Raw genomic sequence first — 16,973 nt, 5'->3', positions numbered from 1 at the left:
TGAGGAGCAAGGTCTTAAGAAAATTAGTTATCGAGTTTTCTAAGTTCTTTCTTAATCTCTGTTTTGGATTTCGTCTGATCATCAATCTTCTTAATCACTTTGGCTGGTGTACCGGCAACTACCGTATTTGGAGCAACATCTTCGGTTACAATCGCACCGGCCGCAACTACTGAGCCTTTTCCAACCGTAACTCCTTCAAGCACGACGGCATTGGCCCCAATGACTACTTCATCCTCGATGACAACAGGTTGTGCAGAAGGCGGTTCGATTACACCTGCTAAAACAGCCCCTGCGCCAATGTGGCAGTCTTTTCCGACGGTTGCACGGCCGCCCATTACTACGTTCATGTCGATCATCGTTCCTTCTCCCACAACAGAACCGATATTGATGGAAGCGCCGATCATGATAATCGCTCCGTCTCCGATTTCTACCTGATCACGAATGACAGCACCCGGCTCGATACGAGCATTTACTTTTTTCGTGTCCAGTAAAGGAATCGCTGAGTTTCTGCGATCACTTTCAAGTACATAGTCTTCAATTTGATCACTGTATTTTTCAAGAAGTGGTTCAATCACTTTCCATTCTCCGAAAAGAACCCCTGATTCACCAGTGATAAAGTCTCGTACATCATCACCAAAGTCCAGTGTCGAAAGGTCCTTCCCTTTCAAATAGACTTTAACTGGTGTTGATTTTTCACTATTTGAAATAAATGAGATAATCTCATTTGCATCCATTTGTTTCATATGTATCCTCCTTCAGGCGCGTAGTTAATTACATTCTTTACTTTATCAAAGCACTGTAATCGTGACAAGAATTTATGTTTTATTTCCCTTTGGCAATTGTAAAATTAAAATCAAGCTGATGATCGCCAATACGAGCAAGCCGATATAGACGAGCTGCAAACCAGACGTCAGCCCCTCTTTCAGCACATGAAGAGCTTGTTCGCTTAATTCACTTCTGCTTTCCTTATTTAATAACAAATTCGTCGAATCCACTGTGAACTGATCATTCAAGTGAGATTCATTCAAAGCAGCCTGAATTCGATTATTGAGCAGTCCGCCTAAAAGTGCCGCTCCAATAGCACTACCGAGTGTTCTCATAAACATATTTGTAGCTGTAGCGATCCCCCGCATTTCCCATTGAACAGCATTTTGGATGGACACAATAAATGATGTCGTTGAAAGCCCCATTCCAATTCCAATGAACAATGATCCAATTGCCGCAAACACCGGGCCGCGTTCAGGTGATAACAAGGAAAAAATCCCCCCGCCAGCAATGAGCGAAATCCCGCCAAGGATCGAAGTTGTACGAAAACCAATCCTTAAAATAAGTCTCCCCGCTAAAGTCGAGGCAATCGGCCAGCCTATCGACATGGTCGTGAGAGTAAACCCAGCCACCGTTGCTGATTTCTCCATCACTCCTTGCACAAAAGCCGGCAAATAACTGGAGACACCAATTAAAATCATCCCGGAGGTTAATGAAGTTAAATTGGCGTATTTAATCGCTCTAACCCTCCATATTTCAAAGGGCATCATCGGCGAGTTTGCTTTCTTTTCATGGAAAAAGAAGATGATAAAGCTGCTTGCTGCCAGGATCAATAGAATCCCCATTTCACGGGACAGCCAGGGAATTCCCACTCCTCCTTCTACAAGAATCAGCATGGAGAGACTGACCGCCACCATCGTTAATAAAGAACCGACTAAATCCACCGACTGCTTTTCCTGAACCCTTTCTTCTTTAAAAAACAAAACAATCCCGATGATTGCCAGTAATCCAAGCGGAATATTCATCCAAAATACGTAGGGCCAGCTTAGCATATCTACGAAGAAACCGCCTAACAGCGGTCCCGATACAGCTGAGATCCCCCAGACACTGGACAAATAGCCTTGAATTTTGGCACGTTCTTCTTTTGTGTACAGATCCCCTACGATCGTTGTTGCGATCGGCATTAAGGCACCAGCGCCAAGTCCCTGAACTAACCGAGCTGCAATTAAAAACAACATCGTCTGGGACAGAGCGGCCATCGTTGACCCCGTCAGGAACAAACTAATCCCAATCAAGAAAATCGGCTTGCGCCCTACAATATCAGCGAGTCTGCCGAACAGGAGTACAGTAGCGGCATTCGTAAGCAAGTAGGCGGAGAAAACCCAGCTATACAAGCTGAAACCACCTAAATCCGCTACAATACTCGGCATAGCCGTTGACACAATTGTTGCCTCAATGGCTGCCAGAAACATCGCCAGCATAATAGAAGCCAATACGAGTCCGCGTTTTTGCTTTTGCTTAAGTTGCTGAACTTGCTCCATGAACCTTCATCCCCACACAAACAGAAGACGCCTGCAAGAGGCGCCATCTTTCTTATATTTGAGTTGTTTTTCTATACTCTTTTCAATGTTTCATGATAATGTTTGCTGAATTGTTTTAAGATGGTTCTTCTCGTAATTATCCCGTCAAATTCTCCTTCATCATTCATGACACAAATAAAGGGATGATCAATCAATTTGTGTAACGCATCAATCATCGTATCATTACGATGCAAACAAGGAACACTTGTGTCGACAACCTCATTAACTGTCATATCATTCAATCGATTCAACTCAAACTGCTCAAGCCCGAGCGTTTCCTCAAGAATAATGGTCTTGCTTATTGTCCCTTTAAATTTATACAATTTGTCAACGACAGGTACAGCCGAATAACCAGTTTTCACCAATACGAGTAATGCATGGTCTAACGGATTCCCTATCTGAACATGAGCGACTTTCTCTGCTGGAATCATTAACTCTTCAACTAATGGAATTTCAAGCTTTTTACTCTGTACACTTACCATAATCACCACTCCTTTTTAGCAAACAATTGAAGGAGCAAGAAGAAACGCTCACACGCATTCAATCTAATATTAACATAGATCCACTAAGCAAAACGAACGCAATATTCGACACTTTCCGCCGTGTGCGCAGTATTTGCTCACCTTTTAAATACCCAGAATTATTTAGAAGATAAACCTAATAAGTTATTTACTTTATAAAATAGGTTGAAACGCTTATACTAATAGAAATTCATTTAAGTAAGGATGAACGGAACATGGGCACACACATTTTTTCAAAACGTGAAGAAATCGCTAATGCCATCACTCACGGTGTCGGCGCCATATTAAGTATAGCTATGCTCACATTGCTCATTGTATTTGCAAGCTTAGGCGGAAATGCATGGGAGGTCGTTTCCGTGACCATCTACGGAATTACGATGCTCGTTCTCTATGTTTCTTCCACTCTGGTTCATAGCTTTCCACCAGGAAAAGTCAAAGACTTGTTTGAAATCTTTGACCACTCAGCAATTTACCTATTTATTGCAGGAACTTATACTCCCCTGCTCCTCGTGCCGTTACGGGGTACACTGGGCTGGACGTTATTCGGGGTAGTATGGGGAATTGCGTTTGCAGGAGTAATTTTCAAAATCTTTTTCGTCAAACGGTTTGTCGTACTGTCAACCGTTTTCTACGTACTCATGGGCTGGCTGGTCGTGCTTGTCTGGGAGCCCCTTACCAAGGCTGTCCCATCCACCGGAATTCTGCTGCTCGTATTAGGCGGACTCGTTTATTCAGTTGGGGCCATCTTCTATGTGTGGAGAGGCTTTGCCTACCACCATATGGTCTGGCATTTACTCGTGCTCAGCGGATCCATTCTTCATTTCTTCACGGTATTTCTTTATATTCTGTAGTTATGAAATAAGCCGCTGTGTGATTTGATGCAGCGGTTTTTCCTTTGTCCGGGCAATTTAGGTCTTCCTCTGGAATCTGTTCTTTTATCAGCGCTCACCACCGAGCAAAACCGGCGGTGAGCACTTGAGCATCACATACGACACAAGCTGAGTTGTCCCAGCCGGCCACACCGAAACTTTAAAAAGGGAACTGATTGAGCCATTGTCCCCCATCTAGTGTGACTACTTCACCATTCATATAAGCAGCATCCTCTGACAAAATAAATCGCGCCAAACCAGCGATTTCCTCCGGCGTGCCTAATCGGCCGAGCGGAACTGATTGCAGCGTCCGCTTAGCGGCCGATTCGGATTCAAATAATTTCTCTGCGCCTCCTGTCCTTTCGATCGGACCAGGTGCAATCGCGTTTGCACGAATGCCATACTTCGATCCCCATTCCACGGCTAATGTTCTCGTCATGGCTAATACTCCGGCTTTTGCTGAAGCCGAATGAATGACGCCGGCCCCCGCATTCCAAGCATAGGTGGCAACCATATTTAAAATCGAACCCTTCTGCCCATTTTCAATCCAATACTTACCAACTGCGTGGCTACAATAAAAAGTACCATTTAATACGATATCTATTACAGTACTCCAGCCATTTGGGGAAAGTTTTTCGGCTGGTGCAATAAAATTGCCCGCTGCGTTATTCACTAAATGATCAATCCGGCCAAACTTAGCTACGGTTTGCTGTACCATTTTTTCCACATCATCCACTTTGCGAACGTCCATCTCGATGACAAACACATTCTCTTTTTTCCCTTCAGCGATTTGAGTTCGCGCCTTATCTAACCGTTCGCTGTTTCGGCCGGTGATCACAACTTTTGCTCCCTCGTCGACAAACCGCTTCGCCATATACAATCCCATACCACTTGATCCACCTGTAATAATTACGACTTCATCCTTCATATTTCGCCCTCCTGTCCCTGTATTACATTCCATAGCCACCGACTGAATTCCTGTTCAGTTTCTAAACTTTTATCACAGCTATTTATTCTTATCGAAACTGAAGGGATCATGGTATAATAGCGGGAGTATTTATTATGAAGGGATTCTTCACATGAAATTAACACGACGCAGCTTCATAAAAAAATCTCTATTCAGCGGATTAGGGCTGCTCGGATTGAGCGGCGGTGGATATTACTACGCCCGTCATATTGAGCCACACATGCTCGACAGACGAGAATATACGATCAGCCATTCAAACATACCGACCTCGTTTAATAATTTTAAGGTTGTCCAATTTTCTGATACTCATATTGGCTTTAATTATGATTTAACTGAATTTGAGCAGTTGATTGATACGATAAATGCTGAGAATGCGGATTTAATCGTTTTTACTGGAGACCTGGTAGATAAGCCGCATACGTATCGCTTTGATCACAGCATTCCGCAGCTCCTTCAGCGACTGCAGGCCCGTCATGGCAAGTACTGGATTTACGGGAATCATGATCATGGTGGTTATGGAACAGAGACAGTTAAAGCTGTTATGGATGATGGCGGATTTCAGCTCCTGCAAAATAGTGTAGCGACGATCGACAATGGTCAGGATACGTTCGCCCTGGCAGGTTTAGATGATGTCATGCTTGGGTCACCAAATATTTCAGCAACTACTGCCCAAATTAAAGGGGATCCTTTTACGATACTGCTTGTACATGAGCCTGATGTAGCGGACCAAATGCAGCAGCATGGAATCGATATACAGCTGTCCGGCCATAGTCATGGCGGCCAGATTCAACTTCCATTCGTCGGGGCGCTCGTCACTCCGCCTTATGCGGATACCTACATTGAGGGAAAACATACGATTAGTGAGCTTCTCACCCTCTATGTAAATAAAGGAATTGGAACAACCCGCCTTCCTTATCGATTTATGTGCCGTCCGGAATATTCGGTATTCCACCTCCAAACGAAGCTTTAACGTTTTTGTGACATCAGCTGAAAGGACCTCAGTACATGATAGAATAAAAGGACTACCTGTTGATGGAGGATGAACGATGAAATATTTCATATTGATCAGTTTTCTAGGAGGACTGTTATTCTTAACAGCATGCGGCTCTCCTATTGAAGAAAATATGTCCCGGGAAGTCGGAGAATTTACAGCTACGACCCAAAGTGGTGAAACGATGAACCTACCTGAGGATCTTAAAGGCGACTATTGGATAGCTGATTTTATTTTCACCAGCTGTGAAACTGTATGTCCGCCGATGACAGGAAACATGTCGCGTTTACAGCAACGACTAAAACAAGAGAATCTTAATGTGAAACTTGTATCATTTTCCGTTGATCCAGAACATGATACCCCGGAGCAACTCAAGGAATTTGCAGATGCCTACCAGCCAGATTACGATCAGTGGAGCTTTCTTACCGGCTATACTTTTCATGAAGTTAAGGAATTATCGATTAAATCATTTCAATCTCCTGTCTCTAAGATGGAAGGCTCTAACCAGGTGGCCCATGGGACAAGCTTCTATTTAGTTACACCCGAGGGTGACGTTATTAAACAGTACAGCGGTATGAAGGCGGCCGAAATCGATCAGATTATAGCAGATTTAAAGAAGTTGATGTAATAAACGATTCCGATAAAAAATAGGCCATCCAGCCACTACTTTCATACAATGGCTTTGTATACGTCTAGAAAGGAGAACATGAATGAGAGAAAAGCAGCTTTCAAACCGAGAACTTGCCGAATCACTATTTATTGTCAATCGACACGCGAAAACAGCCCCTGAACCTAAGCATTTATATGAAATTAAAAAATCAACGATTACGAAATTATTGAAGGAACGAAGAGCTAAAAAAATTGGTCTTCATTTTTCTGACCACCCTAAGCTTAGTAAACAGCATTCCACCCTTCTCATAGAGGTCGGCGGCTACTATTTTCATATTCCAGCAGAAAAGAAAGATTTCAACCAGTTGAAACACCTTGGTAAGGTCGACCAATCGTATCGCAATCCGAAACCAAAGCTCTCCCTATCGAGAGCTAAACGAACGCTGTACAACTATTTAGGTTGGGATCGCGACAAGGCCTCCACTTCTTACTCACCTTCTACCCATTCAAATCTGTCCATGCTTGGACAGCAGCATATCGCCCCGTGGAACCAGCGTCCTAAACGATAAGGTCGCGAAAAGAGCCAGGCAGCAGCCTGACTCTTTTCATTAGAATGTTTCAACACCTTCCAAATAAGGTATAGGTACCTTTAGGAGGGTGATTTTTTATGACCATGAATCCTATGGACGATTTTCTGTATCAGCTTAATAAATATGTGGAATACGCCACGGAATTAAGATCTTCCTATGAACATTTAACCGATCATGAGAAAAGTATCATCCGCGAATCTCATCCGTATGGCTCTGAACCAGAAACAATTACTCAACAAGCCTATGACTGGCACGATACTCTGTTTAAAAAAGTTGAAAATGAAAAAAGCCGCTCCTAATTGGAGCGGTTTTTCATTTTATATGCTGGTCAATGACCTCGATAAGTTCCACTATTTCCGGTTTTGAGATCTGGGCATTTGCCCCTGCAATCTCACCTTTATGCTTGAGATCATTTGTGATTAGGGACGAAAAAATAACGACAGGTAGTGCTTGAAGCTGTTGATCTTCTTTAATTCGACGAGTTAAATGGTGACCGTCCATCCGCGGCATTTCAATATCCGTGATGACCAATTGATACTCTTCCTCAATCGTCTTTCCGTCAGCTGCCAATCCAGCCAGATGATCATAAGCGGCTTTTCCATCTTCAAATGCTGTTGTATGTATGTAACCAGCTTCTTCAAGTGTTTCTTGCAGCAGCCCGCGCAGCAGCCCAGAATCCTCAACAATTAAAATTTTCTTGTCGGAACGCTCCCGTTCACCCAGGACACGAATATCTGCTTTCTTTATGCTCGATTCCGGACTAATATCCGCCACAATCTTCTCAAAATCAAGCAACAGCAGCATGTCGCCTTCTTTTTTAATGACGCCGGTAATTTCCGTCTCTAACCCTTGATACATCGTTCCTGGCTTTTCAATCGACTCCCAGGAAATACGATGAATTTGCGTGACCGTATGAACATGAAAAACGATTTTCGTCTGATTAAACTCAGCGAGAATAAATTTATCCTGCTTTGGATTGGATGAAGTCTCAAAACCTAATGCATGAGCGACATCAACCACCGGGACAACCTCTCCCCTGATATCTATAATCCCCTCAACCGCTGCGTGCGAGTGAGGAATTTTCGTAACAGGTACTGGGTTTAATATTTCCTTTACCTTAATCACATTGATGCCGAACCGGTTCTCGGCCACACTGAACTCGACAATTTCTAGTTCATTTGTACCGCTTTCTAATAAAATCCCTTGATCCTTCTGCATCCGCTTCCCCTTCCCTCTCTATAAAACTTCTTGTTAGGTAAATTATACCACAGCGAAGAAAAGGAACGAACAAAATATTGCAACAAAAGTCATATTTATTAGGCTACACGTTTCTTAGACCGGACTCTCCACCGCACCATAATCAACTTGGTTATTCCAGCAATTACCCGGACCGCACCGTAACTGCTGATCGCAAGCAGACTGACAGACCAATAATAGGACGGTAAAAACGTTGATTCAGCCCCCATTGCATAACGATCGACCATTTGTAAAAAACAAAAAGCCAGAACAGTCGTGATACTATACCCAAGCAATGTGAACCATTGTTTAACAAGCAGCCATTCCATGATAGGTTTGATAACAAACATGATGCTGGCTGTCAGCAGAAAGACGAGTACAAATTGAATGTGCACACCATTTAATCCGAATATTTGCAATACATCCTGATCAAGCCATTGAATAGCCCGCTCCAGAAAAGAAACATCTATCCATTGATTCATAATAGGACCCTCACTTTTAAGTAGTTATCCCCATTATGATCGTTGTGTTTCCAATCTATACCTTTGTAGGAGCAGGATATAACCCCTTATTTTTCATCCATTTCAAGCCTTCTCTTCTACTTAAAGACCGCAGCTCTGTCGATTCGATAAAAGCAATGACAGACTCAGGAGCCGTTTTACTATATTCTCGCAAGACCCAGCCAATCGCTTTTTCAATGAAAAATTCTTTCTCATGCTTTAACGTGTGGATGGTCCGATATAGTAGCTGTTCATCTGTCTTGTCCTTAAATTTGAGCTGATTCAATAAACTTGCTCTGCGCACCCATAAATGCTCCGAACGGGACCAGCTTTCTGTGATCGTTGTTAATTCATCGTTATAATGAAGCAAGTAGTCTCCACATAGTTTAGAGGAAATCATATCAACCGTATCCCACCAGGGCTTCAACGTCAGCAGTTGTTTATAAACCGCAATAGCAGAAACAGGCGGCTGGTTAGAGACTTGTTCAAGTAACGCGAGTGCTGCATAATGACATTCTCTCTCCCGTTCTTGAAAAAGTAATAAAGCCGTCTCAACACGTTCACTATAAGTGATCGAAGCATAAGATTTCAGCCATTGCTTCACGAGCTTTGACCGCTCCGGCGTCTTCAGTCCGTAGAAAGAAAACTGATCCTTCATATAGCTCTCCATCGCCTCGGTTTGGGCGGGATTTCGATGGGTCTTAAATTCGTTAACAATGGCGTCTTTTATTAATACAGATTGCTCCATATGGACCTCCTTTTATTAAGTTTGAATAAATTTTGCAAGCTGGTCACTTTGCTGCTCAGCTTCCTTGTAGCCTTGCATGTAGAGCTGATGCAGACGCTGTCTATTTTTCTCGATGCGGCTGACTTGCAGAGGAGTTTGAGGACGTAACACAAATACTTGACCATTCTCCTCCATCTGCTTGATCTTCCTTAATGTCGTATTATATTTTTGATGACGAATTCGTAAAGCCTGTGCAAATTTCGGGAAGTTTTTATATTTGCGAGTGAAATACCAATTCATTTTCATCCTTTTTTTAATATAACCATCATTCCTTGTCAGCACGATCACATGCTTCTTATTTCCCGACTCAATCGACGGATTGATCGGAATCGGGTCAGCTATCCCGCCGTCCATAAGTTCTTCCCCTAAGTAAGAGATACTTGGAGCTATGAGCGGCAGGGAACTCGATGCCCGCATCACCTTAAGCAAGCTTGTCCGATCAGGGAAGTGGTCAAAGAACTGTGCCTCACCCGTTCGCATATTTGTCGTACCTACTACAAATTCTGTCGTTCGGGATAAAAAAGCATCATAATCAAAGGGCACAAGCTGATTAGGAAGCTTATCAAAAATAAAGTCCATGCCAAACAACTGACGCTCTGTAAACATCCGTTTGAAGGATATGTACTCGGGATGGTCCCCATAATTCACCATCACTTCATAATTCCTGCCCCGCTGTGCAGCCACATAAGAGCTGCCATTACAAGCACCTGCTGAGGCTCCTACCACGTAAGGAAAATGGACCTTTTCATCAAGGAAAAAATCAAGAACCCCTGCCGTATAAGCCCCACGCATTCCTCCTCCTTCTAATACTAAACCTGTTCGATCCAACACCGACAACCCCCTTTTTCTATGTGAAAATTATAACGCTCATAACCAATTCTTTGAAGTGAACCGAATTAGGCTACAAACTACAAACCCGCATTCCTTATTGAAATCGGGCCTTATGAAAAACGTGCATAGTAATGTCAATTCAGGCAAAAATTAAACGCACAAACTAAAGGAGGACATGACGAATGAACAAAGAACGTGCCAAAGAAATCTTCCACTCCTCAGAGATGATTGACGTCACACACGAGGAGCGCCAAATCTATATTGAAGAAGTGATTGAAAGAAGTGAAACTGCCCGCATCCATCCCGTTGATCAACCGAACGTTTATCAGGAAGTACCCTTGTATGAATTAAAGGAGACAGAAAGCTAACATGTAAACGATCCACTTCATTTGAGAATGGAGTGGATTTTTTTATGTCCGAACAAGATTTAATCTCAAAAAGAACTTCACGATCTAAACACACCTCCAAAATAAACACTGAGGAATTTCTATAGTATTCTTCCATAACGGGCGAAGCCAATCCTCTGAATCGGGCGCCTCTATTCATAAATGAACTTCGGAACTTGAGCATGATTAATTGACTATTTTTATCGCCCTTGTAGCAATAAAAGTTTTTATATACTTGTCTAGCATCCTCGTGTGTCCAAAGTCATCCTCATAAAAGCCGGAAATAACAAAGCCGGCATCGATTTGACCTTGAATTTGGTCTTCTAATGTGTGAGCATATTCAATGGTGTGATTGGAATTTATAAAATCCTCGACCTCCTCCTCTGGTAAATAATCTAATGTAGATGAAGGGATAGAGTGTTTTACATCTAGAATCCCTTTTCTCTCCTTGTTATCGTCAAATATCCATAACAGAGGATTAGTAAAACCAGAAATAAGGATCCCATTATTTTTTAATACTCTGGAGGCCTCACTCCACACAGGCCGCACATCTTTTACAAACAAATTAGACACCGGATTGACAATCATATCAAAATATTCATCATCAAAATCACTAAGGTCGCTCATATCTCCCTGAACGGTCTTTAAAGTTAACTGATCACGTTGAGCAACATATTCATCTTGTTCCAACTGCTTTTTAGATATATCAGTAACCGTTACATCTGCTCCTGCTGCAGCTAGAACAGGACCTTGCTGCCCTCCCCCTGAAGCTAAGCAAAGGACTTTCAAACCATCTAATGAATTAGGAAACCAATTTCTCGGTACTGGTTTTTCTGTTGTAACAGTAATTCTCCAATCACCAGATTTACTTTTTTCAATAGTTTCACGAGTGACAGATTTAGTATATTGTGAACCTTCTTCGACCTTCTTGTCCCAGGCATTACTGTTATGTTGTGTAGTGTCCAACGGTAATCATCCTTCCAATTAAGAAATATTATATTCTCTACTAAAGTGAAAACCTATATGCTATCAGCTATCTCTGTGTTTATCATATTCAATTGGTTCCATATGAGCTTCCTCTGTATTTCTACGAATTGTCAGGGAAATAAGTTCCATTCATAAAGAATATTGCGACAATTGCTTTCTGACCTATAACCTGTCAAACTGATAAGGATAGATATAATGACTAGAGGATGAAGGTGAAATATTGATAGAGGTAAGAACTTCCACAATTACAGATGATGAGTTTAATAAAGGCGTTTTCGCCACTCGCGATATTGCGAAAAATGAACTCATTCACGAAGCGCCAGTGCTACCTTATCCAAATGAGGAGCATAAACATATTGAGAAAACGTACCTTGCTAATTATGCATTCGAGTATGGGAGCAACCACACTGCATTTCTTTTAGGGTATGGGATGATGTTTAATCATTCTTATCAGCCTAACGCAGATTATCGAGTTAACTTTGAGAATGACTCGTTCGACTTCTATGCTCATACGGATATTAAAGCTGGAGAAGAAATCTTCATTAACTATAATGGAGAGGTTCAAAACGACGCCCCGCTTTGGTTTAACGAAGAAGAAGAATAACGCTGAACGATTGATAAAAAGATTCACCCATTCCCTGGGTGTTTTTTTTATACGGTTCTATATCGAGACTTAGTATGATCTGAATGATTTAGGATGGAATCAGCAAAATAGGCATGTGACCTTTTTTCCTGTAAAATAAATAATTGGTGACGATATGATCACCAACAATGATACAAAGGGGATATGTTATGGAAACGTCGATTAGGCTTGCAGCGGTAGCTCTGTTAATTTTTCTAACAGCGTTTTTCGTTGCAAGCGAATTTGCGATTGTAAAGGTAAGAAGAACACGATTAGAATCAAGGGCAGCCGAAGGGAATAAAAAAGCCTTAAACGCTCTTCGGGTTACAGGTAATTTAGACTACTACCTTTCTGCTAATCAGCTGGGGATTACAATCACTGCTCTAGGGTTAGGGTGGTTAGGTGAACCAACCTTGGAGGCACTCCTTCACCCGTTACTAGCTGGATTCGATTTACCTTCTACAGTTAGCCATACCATTAGTTTTGTAATTGCTTTCTTTGTCATTACCTATTTACATGTCGTACTGGGAGAACTGGCACCAAAAACGATTGCCATTCAAAGGGCCGAACAAATTACGTTATTGCTTTCCGGACCTTTAATTCTCTACAGTAAGATCATGTATCCATTAATCTGGATATTAAATGGTTCAGCAAACACGCTGGTTCGTTTATTTGGCTATCATGCCGCTAAAGAGTCTGAGGAAGTTCATTCTGAAGAGGAATTGCGTCATATTCTTTCGGAAAGCTATCAACAAGGTGAAATTAATCAATCGGAATTTGAATATGTTGACCGCATTTTCGAATTTGATAATCGAACGGCAAAAGAAATCATGGTTCCTCGTACAGATATGTCTGTCGTTGATATCGAGGATCCAGTCGAAGAATCCTTACAATTCATGGACGAGGAGCGATTCACACGCTTTCCGGTTTATCGTGATGATAAGGACCATATTATCGGTATTCTTCATTTAAAAGAACTTTTTTATAAAGACTGGAGCCAGGTCGAATCACTTGAGCCATATATTCGTCCTGTTTCGAAGGTTTTTGAAAATATACCGATTCATGATTTATTAATAAGAATGCAGAAAGAAAGAACCCACCTCGTTGTCCTGACGGATGAATACGGCGGAACATCGGGTATGGTGACAAGTGAAGACATAATAGAAGAAATCGTTGGAGACATAAGGGACGAATTTGACCACGATGAAGAGCAGGACATTACTCCAGTCGAAGACGGTTCATACGTATTGGACGGTAAAACTTCTATCCAATCTGTTAATGAATACTTTGATCTTAACCTTAAGAACGGAAGTGTCGATACGATTTCCGGCTGGATTTTAAATCAGAATATTGATGCGAAAGAGGGCACAACCGTCTCGCAGGAACTGCATCACTTTAAGGTTGCGAAAATGGTGGATGATCAGATTAAGAAAGTCCAGGTATGGTTAGAAAACGAATAACTAAAAATTTTATTTATTTAAATAGCGACCGGGTGCCCTGGCACTCGGTCGAAGCAACTACGGGCCGCCTGAGCAGTAGTTGACAATGTAAGTCTACTCAATAAGAAAGAGTCATCTCATTTTTGAATCAGCCGGCAATTTTTTTAATTCATAGATCATTTTTTAATTGATCAATATACTTTTTTCCCTCTACTAGTGAAAGACCTAATGTTTCCCTCGCTTTTTTAATGGCTTTTATCTCCTCGTCTTCTGATATAAGTTTTCGCAAATCATCATTTATTAGATATTCCGGCAGTGTCATTTGGTTAGTGACCTGATCTAAAGTATAGGACAGCCCTTTAACACGACCATCTAAGTTAATCACCTGACGAAGCAAATAAACTATTCCTGCTAATAATGCTACATCTATAGAATCAAATACCATCTAATACTCCCTTCTTAAGCCAACCATTTTAAATTATGTATTTCACTAATTATTGAAGATAAAATCCTTGAATGCTTGCACGGTTTCAAAGTAATAATCAGACTCTCTTTTCATTTGCTCCTTGATGTCCGGAATCCTGTGAGACCAACCGGCTGCTGCAAAATCTATGTTACAGCTTCTTGCCATCATCATCCCTGGCCTCAGATCATCCAGTACAAGAGCATCTGTTTCTTTAAGGTCAAACTGAGTTATTATCTGGTTGATAGGGTACGCATGCGGTTTTCTCTGGTGTTCCTTAAGTTCCCAGCCGAAAATTGCATCTGGTGAAAACCCACAATGAACGGCGTAGTCTCTTTCAATTCGACTTCTTTCTGAATGAGAAACAACCGTCACAATCCCCCCTTGTTTCTTAAATTCTTGAACGGTTTCGGGAAAGTTATCATAAAAATCCGGGATTTTTGTTTCAGTATATTGCTTCCATATTTTTTGCTGGTGTGCTTGTTCTTCCTTTGTAAATTGAATGATGTCTTTACATAAAGAAGAAAATCCCGGATTAAAACAGTACCCAACGAACTCTTCAAATGTGAGAGTTTTTTCATTAGGTCTTAACTCTTTTAAAGCTTGAACAAAGGATGGATAATGTATTTCAGGTGTGCTTTTTACTGCTGTGTCATCGTGATCAAGTATTAAACATTTATATCTTAAACTCATATGATCCCCCTTTTCGAATCCCTAAGACGTTTAGTTAAAAAAGTCTAGTCGTCGATTATTTCTTTATTTTTCTTATAAGAGCGCTTGAGTGAAATATAGTCAAGTGTATAGAAAAAAATCATAGCCAAAAATGTTGGACCGATAATATCCAGAAACTCTAACCAATTAGAAGGAATGCCTGAAGCTATGAAGGTAGCGACAAAAAATACTAAGCCAAAAATTAAAACTTTTTTCAAATTTCCTCGACCCTGCCTAGTATACTGTTTTTGATTTGCGATATCGGAATGTTCTATCCCCGAAACAATATAACGCAGATATGTATAAATCATGATAATCATTGCTGTTAAAAAGGCAGTAAATGTACCTCCAGGAAACTCCCATTCCAACCAGTAAAGGTTCAAAAATGAAAACAAAAACAGAATACCAGTCATGATAAAGGCCGCTTCTGCCATAAAGTATAAGATACGAATCCGCTTGTATTCATCATCCGGCATAAAGTAATTCAGAAAAGAACGCACCATTTTATCACTCCTCCCAAAACAAATCATCCAACGTTTTATCCAGTTCCTTAGCTATGGAAATACATAGATTTAGACTTGGATTATACTTACCTTTTTCAATCAATCCAATTGTTTGCCTTGTCGCTTTTACCCTTTTGGCAAGTTGAGACTGAGTAAGCCCCTTTTCTACTCGTGCCACTTTAATTTTACTCATAAACTCACCTATCCAAAGGAAAATATATGTTTCATTATGTAATTTATATATTACATTGACAGCCGTGAAATTGCAAATGAGTTATTTAGATCCTCAACATAAATAAATCTCTTAATAGGCGTCACTCCCACGCTAACTTAACGTACTCCATCCAGTGCCCGTATTAACTCTCCGCCATTGTAATATCTCACCCATGTAATTTTACCTTCCTCATTCGCATTTACTCTCCCAGTCATTTTCATGGACTCTCGGTCTGACCCTTCTTTACTGTACTCTACATAATCGGTGAAATCGTAAGCCGTTTCGATATGGGCAATGGTCTCATTTTGCTCTGGCGAAGCAGAAGATGAACATCCGACTATGAAAAAGACAATTCCTGATAAAATCGAAAAACGTAAGCATTCGTCCCATCATTTGTGGTCCCTCCACTTCATTTTTTGTTATCTATCTTCCGCATTCATATTCATCAGGTTTCAAAATTTACTCGATACTAATAGAATACGTTTTAATTTTAGAAATAAAAATAGGAACTTCCTAGTTGTCGAAGTTCCTTATCCCTTCCAACCCGCTCAATTGAGGAAGACCTAAATGCGGAAACGTTCTATTCCAACCAATGGCTTGGTTTTTCCAAATAGTCGGGAATTTGAGTATGATGATCTCCCCTTGCGGAATTAAGTTGTGACTGTGTTAGAAAAAGAGTTTCTTTCAAGTTAGTGCCGCTTAGATTTGCGTCTCTAAGATCAGCACCAATAAAGTCTGCCTTTCTCAAATCACTATGGCTCAAATTAGCTGCAATCATTAGTTTCCCTCTAAAATCATCGCCTTGTAAATCCAGCCCTTTTAGGTTTGCTTCTACGTAATCTAATCTTTTCTTTTTATTTTTACTAGTATATTTGGCGCGATACAATTTGCTGGTCTCGATCAATAAAGCGTTCACTTCACTTCGATGTACATCAATATCGAGTTCTAGTATCTCCTCAGGTGTTTTTGTGGATAGTTCAACCGTTTCTTCATAAATTTTTTGCAAACTAGCTTGAATTGATTGAGTTTCCTTTAGACCCAGAGCTTGCATAAGATACCAAAGCATCTCATGCAACTGTTGTACAATAGGGAATATAGCAAACATTTCTTTAGCACGATCAGATTCTTTTCGCCAGTTATTCCCATTAAAAATATTCTGTGAAACATGCTGCCCAGCACCAAAACACTCATATGTCACACAACCTCGAAATCCTTTCTCTCTTAATTGGTCATGTATGGAACATAAGTGGTTTGCACATAAATGCTGGCAGGGTTGTCCGCGGTCCTTGTTGACCGGAAAATCGGCTGATTCCGCATAAGGCAATGCCACACAACACAATCCGAAGCAATTCTTGCAATCTGATTTTAATTCATCAAACATGATCAAACACTTCCTAAACTT

At 41.1% G+C, this 16,973-nt stretch carries 22 protein-coding genes; 8 read left to right on the top strand and 14 right to left on the bottom strand.

Features of this window, described 5'->3' with window-relative positions; all coding sequences use genetic code 11:
- Window positions 1-23: 23 nt before the first annotated feature.
- The 3 genes from dapD to cbpB form a co-directional block, all read right to left on the bottom strand.
- A complete protein-coding gene (dapD, locus tag P9989_RS09525) occupies window positions 24-743 on the bottom strand; it encodes a 2,3,4,5-tetrahydropyridine-2,6-dicarboxylate N-acetyltransferase (RefSeq protein WP_283078525.1) in 720 nt (239 codons plus the stop codon).
- A gap of 72 nt (window positions 744-815) precedes the next feature.
- Window positions 816-2,306 (bottom strand): MDR family MFS transporter, encoded by a 1,491-nt coding sequence (locus P9989_RS09520; protein ID WP_283078524.1) that lies wholly within the window; start codon window positions 2,304-2,306, stop codon window positions 816-818.
- A gap of 71 nt (window positions 2,307-2,377) precedes the next feature.
- Complete coding sequence (gene cbpB / locus P9989_RS09515; RefSeq protein ID WP_283078523.1) at window positions 2,378-2,827, bottom strand: cyclic-di-AMP-binding protein CbpB; 450 nt, start codon at window positions 2,825-2,827, stop codon at window positions 2,378-2,380.
- 254 nt (window positions 2,828-3,081) lie between these two features.
- Here cbpB and trhA point away from each other — a divergent pair, with 254 nt between their 5' ends.
- Window positions 3,082-3,717 (top strand): PAQR family membrane homeostasis protein TrhA, encoded by a 636-nt coding sequence (trhA, locus tag P9989_RS09510; RefSeq protein ID WP_283078522.1) that lies wholly within the window; start codon window positions 3,082-3,084, stop codon window positions 3,715-3,717.
- A 178-nt stretch (window positions 3,718-3,895) separates the two neighbouring features.
- On the opposite strand, the gene fadH is transcribed toward trhA, so the two are convergent.
- On the bottom strand, window positions 3,896-4,663 hold the full coding sequence (gene fadH / locus P9989_RS09505) for a 2,4-dienoyl-CoA reductase (RefSeq protein ID WP_283078521.1): 768 nt from the start codon (window positions 4,661-4,663) through the stop codon (window positions 3,896-3,898).
- A 151-nt stretch (window positions 4,664-4,814) separates the two neighbouring features.
- Here fadH and P9989_RS09500 point away from each other — a divergent pair, with 151 nt between their 5' ends.
- The 4 genes from P9989_RS09500 to P9989_RS09485 all read left to right on the top strand — a co-directional run bounded on the left by P9989_RS09500 (window position 4,815) and on the right by P9989_RS09485 (window position 7,191).
- Window positions 4,815-5,672, top strand: a complete 858-nt coding sequence (locus tag P9989_RS09500) for a metallophosphoesterase (RefSeq protein WP_283078520.1) — start codon at window positions 4,815-4,817, stop codon at window positions 5,670-5,672.
- 76 nt (window positions 5,673-5,748) lie between these two features.
- Window positions 5,749-6,321, top strand: coding sequence for an SCO family protein (locus P9989_RS09495; protein ID WP_283078519.1), 573 nt, complete (start codon window positions 5,749-5,751; stop codon window positions 6,319-6,321).
- An 82-nt stretch (window positions 6,322-6,403) separates the two neighbouring features.
- On the top strand, window positions 6,404-6,871 hold the full coding sequence (locus tag P9989_RS09490) for a YkyB family protein (RefSeq protein WP_283078518.1): 468 nt from the start codon (window positions 6,404-6,406) through the stop codon (window positions 6,869-6,871).
- A gap of 98 nt (window positions 6,872-6,969) precedes the next feature.
- A complete protein-coding gene (locus tag P9989_RS09485) occupies window positions 6,970-7,191 on the top strand; it encodes a hypothetical protein (RefSeq protein ID WP_283078517.1) in 222 nt (73 codons plus the stop codon).
- 13 nt (window positions 7,192-7,204) lie between these two features.
- On the opposite strand, the gene P9989_RS09480 is transcribed toward P9989_RS09485, so the two are convergent.
- From P9989_RS09480 to P9989_RS09465, 4 genes are all read right to left on the bottom strand, one after another.
- Window positions 7,205-8,110 carry a chemotaxis protein gene (locus P9989_RS09480; RefSeq protein ID WP_283078516.1) on the bottom strand — a complete coding sequence of 302 codons (906 nt, stop codon included), beginning with the start codon at window positions 8,108-8,110 and terminating at the stop codon, window positions 7,205-7,207.
- Window positions 8,111-8,208: 98 nt separating this feature from the next.
- Window positions 8,209-8,610, bottom strand: coding sequence for a hypothetical protein (locus P9989_RS09475; protein WP_283078515.1), 402 nt, complete (start codon window positions 8,608-8,610; stop codon window positions 8,209-8,211).
- Window positions 8,611-8,665: 55 nt separating this feature from the next.
- Entirely contained in the window at window positions 8,666-9,376 is a 711-nt protein-coding gene (locus P9989_RS09470; protein WP_283078514.1) for a DNA alkylation repair protein, read from the bottom strand.
- 15 nt (window positions 9,377-9,391) lie between these two features.
- Window positions 9,392-10,246, bottom strand: coding sequence for a patatin-like phospholipase family protein (locus tag P9989_RS09465; protein ID WP_346274899.1), 855 nt, complete (start codon window positions 10,244-10,246; stop codon window positions 9,392-9,394).
- Window positions 10,247-10,428: 182 nt separating this feature from the next.
- Here P9989_RS09465 and P9989_RS09460 point away from each other — a divergent pair, with 182 nt between their 5' ends.
- Window positions 10,429-10,614, top strand: coding sequence for an H-type small acid-soluble spore protein (locus tag P9989_RS09460; RefSeq protein WP_283078513.1), 186 nt, complete (start codon window positions 10,429-10,431; stop codon window positions 10,612-10,614).
- 204 nt (window positions 10,615-10,818) lie between these two features.
- On the opposite strand, the gene P9989_RS09455 is transcribed toward P9989_RS09460, so the two are convergent.
- A complete protein-coding gene (locus P9989_RS09455; protein WP_283078512.1) occupies window positions 10,819-11,598 on the bottom strand; it encodes a class I SAM-dependent methyltransferase in 780 nt (259 codons plus the stop codon).
- 241 nt (window positions 11,599-11,839) lie between these two features.
- Here P9989_RS09455 and P9989_RS09450 point away from each other — a divergent pair, with 241 nt between their 5' ends.
- Together P9989_RS09450 and P9989_RS09445 are read left to right on the top strand one after the other, a co-directional pair.
- Window positions 11,840-12,223, top strand: coding sequence for an SET domain-containing protein (locus tag P9989_RS09450; RefSeq protein WP_283078511.1), 384 nt, complete (start codon window positions 11,840-11,842; stop codon window positions 12,221-12,223).
- Between the two features lie 188 nt (window positions 12,224-12,411).
- Entirely contained in the window at window positions 12,412-13,701 is a 1,290-nt protein-coding gene (locus P9989_RS09445; RefSeq protein WP_283078510.1) for a hemolysin family protein, read from the top strand.
- 148 nt (window positions 13,702-13,849) lie between these two features.
- Here P9989_RS09445 and P9989_RS09440 read toward each other — a convergent pair whose 3' ends face one another.
- From P9989_RS09440 to P9989_RS09420, 5 genes are all read right to left on the bottom strand, one after another.
- The gene (locus P9989_RS09440; RefSeq protein WP_283078509.1) at window positions 13,850-14,125 is read right to left on the bottom strand and encodes a hypothetical protein; all 276 of its coding nucleotides are present in this window, start codon (window positions 14,123-14,125) and stop codon (window positions 13,850-13,852) included.
- Window positions 14,126-14,170: 45 nt separating this feature from the next.
- Window positions 14,171-14,836 carry an HAD family hydrolase gene (locus tag P9989_RS09435; protein WP_283078508.1) on the bottom strand — a complete coding sequence of 222 codons (666 nt, stop codon included), beginning with the start codon at window positions 14,834-14,836 and terminating at the stop codon, window positions 14,171-14,173.
- Window positions 14,837-14,880: 44 nt separating this feature from the next.
- Window positions 14,881-15,357: a hypothetical protein gene (locus P9989_RS09430; protein ID WP_283078507.1), complete on the bottom strand. Its 477-nt coding sequence runs from the start codon at window positions 15,355-15,357 to the stop codon at window positions 14,881-14,883.
- A gap of 4 nt (window positions 15,358-15,361) precedes the next feature.
- Entirely contained in the window at window positions 15,362-15,550 is a 189-nt protein-coding gene (locus P9989_RS09425; protein ID WP_283078506.1) for a helix-turn-helix transcriptional regulator, read from the bottom strand.
- Window positions 15,551-16,151: 601 nt separating this feature from the next.
- Window positions 16,152-16,952, bottom strand: a complete 801-nt coding sequence (locus tag P9989_RS09420; protein ID WP_283078505.1) for a pentapeptide repeat-containing protein — start codon at window positions 16,950-16,952, stop codon at window positions 16,152-16,154.
- Between the last annotated feature and the right edge of the window lie 21 nt (window positions 16,953-16,973).

This window comes from Halobacillus naozhouensis (assembly GCF_029714185.1).
In the GTDB taxonomy this organism is placed as follows: Bacteria; Bacillota; Bacilli; order Bacillales; family Halobacillaceae; genus Halobacillus_A; species Halobacillus_A naozhouensis.
Note: the sequence above shows the minus strand (reverse complement) of the source record. Positions and strands in the feature narration are given on the sequence as shown.

Bases quoted from the DNA above. Each gene is read 5' to 3' on its own strand.
- dapD (WP_283078525.1), bottom strand. From the start codon at position 743: ATGAAACAAATGGATGCAAATGAGATTATCTCATTTATTTCAAATAGT.
- P9989_RS09520 (WP_283078524.1), bottom strand. From the start codon at position 2,306: ATGGAGCAAGTTCAGCAACTTAAGCAAAAGCAAAAACGCGGACTCGTA.
- cbpB (WP_283078523.1), bottom strand. From the start codon at position 2,827: ATGGTAAGTGTACAGAGTAAAAAGCTTGAAATTCCATTAGTTGAAGAG.
- trhA (WP_283078522.1), top strand. From the start codon at position 3,082: ATGGGCACACACATTTTTTCAAAACGTGAAGAAATCGCTAATGCCATC.
- fadH (WP_283078521.1), bottom strand. From the start codon at position 4,663: ATGAAGGATGAAGTCGTAATTATTACAGGTGGATCAAGTGGTATGGGA.
- P9989_RS09500 (WP_283078520.1), top strand. From the start codon at position 4,815: ATGAAATTAACACGACGCAGCTTCATAAAAAAATCTCTATTCAGCGGA.
- P9989_RS09495 (WP_283078519.1), top strand. From the start codon at position 5,749: ATGAAATATTTCATATTGATCAGTTTTCTAGGAGGACTGTTATTCTTA.
- P9989_RS09490 (WP_283078518.1), top strand. From the start codon at position 6,404: ATGAGAGAAAAGCAGCTTTCAAACCGAGAACTTGCCGAATCACTATTT.
- P9989_RS09485 (WP_283078517.1), top strand. From the start codon at position 6,970: ATGACCATGAATCCTATGGACGATTTTCTGTATCAGCTTAATAAATAT.
- P9989_RS09480 (WP_283078516.1), bottom strand. From the start codon at position 8,110: ATGCAGAAGGATCAAGGGATTTTATTAGAAAGCGGTACAAATGAACTA.
- P9989_RS09475 (WP_283078515.1), bottom strand. From the start codon at position 8,610: ATGAATCAATGGATAGATGTTTCTTTTCTGGAGCGGGCTATTCAATGG.
- P9989_RS09470 (WP_283078514.1), bottom strand. From the start codon at position 9,376: ATGGAGCAATCTGTATTAATAAAAGACGCCATTGTTAACGAATTTAAG.
- P9989_RS09460 (WP_283078513.1), top strand. From the start codon at position 10,429: ATGAACAAAGAACGTGCCAAAGAAATCTTCCACTCCTCAGAGATGATT.
- P9989_RS09445 (WP_283078510.1), top strand. From the start codon at position 12,412: ATGGAAACGTCGATTAGGCTTGCAGCGGTAGCTCTGTTAATTTTTCTA.
- P9989_RS09440 (WP_283078509.1), bottom strand. From the start codon at position 14,125: ATGGTATTTGATTCTATAGATGTAGCATTATTAGCAGGAATAGTTTAT.
- P9989_RS09435 (WP_283078508.1), bottom strand. From the start codon at position 14,836: ATGAGTTTAAGATATAAATGTTTAATACTTGATCACGATGACACAGCA.
- P9989_RS09430 (WP_283078507.1), bottom strand. From the start codon at position 15,357: ATGGTGCGTTCTTTTCTGAATTACTTTATGCCGGATGATGAATACAAG.
- P9989_RS09425 (WP_283078506.1), bottom strand. From the start codon at position 15,550: ATGAGTAAAATTAAAGTGGCACGAGTAGAAAAGGGGCTTACTCAGTCT.
- P9989_RS09420 (WP_283078505.1), bottom strand. From the start codon at position 16,952: ATGTTTGATGAATTAAAATCAGATTGCAAGAATTGCTTCGGATTGTGT.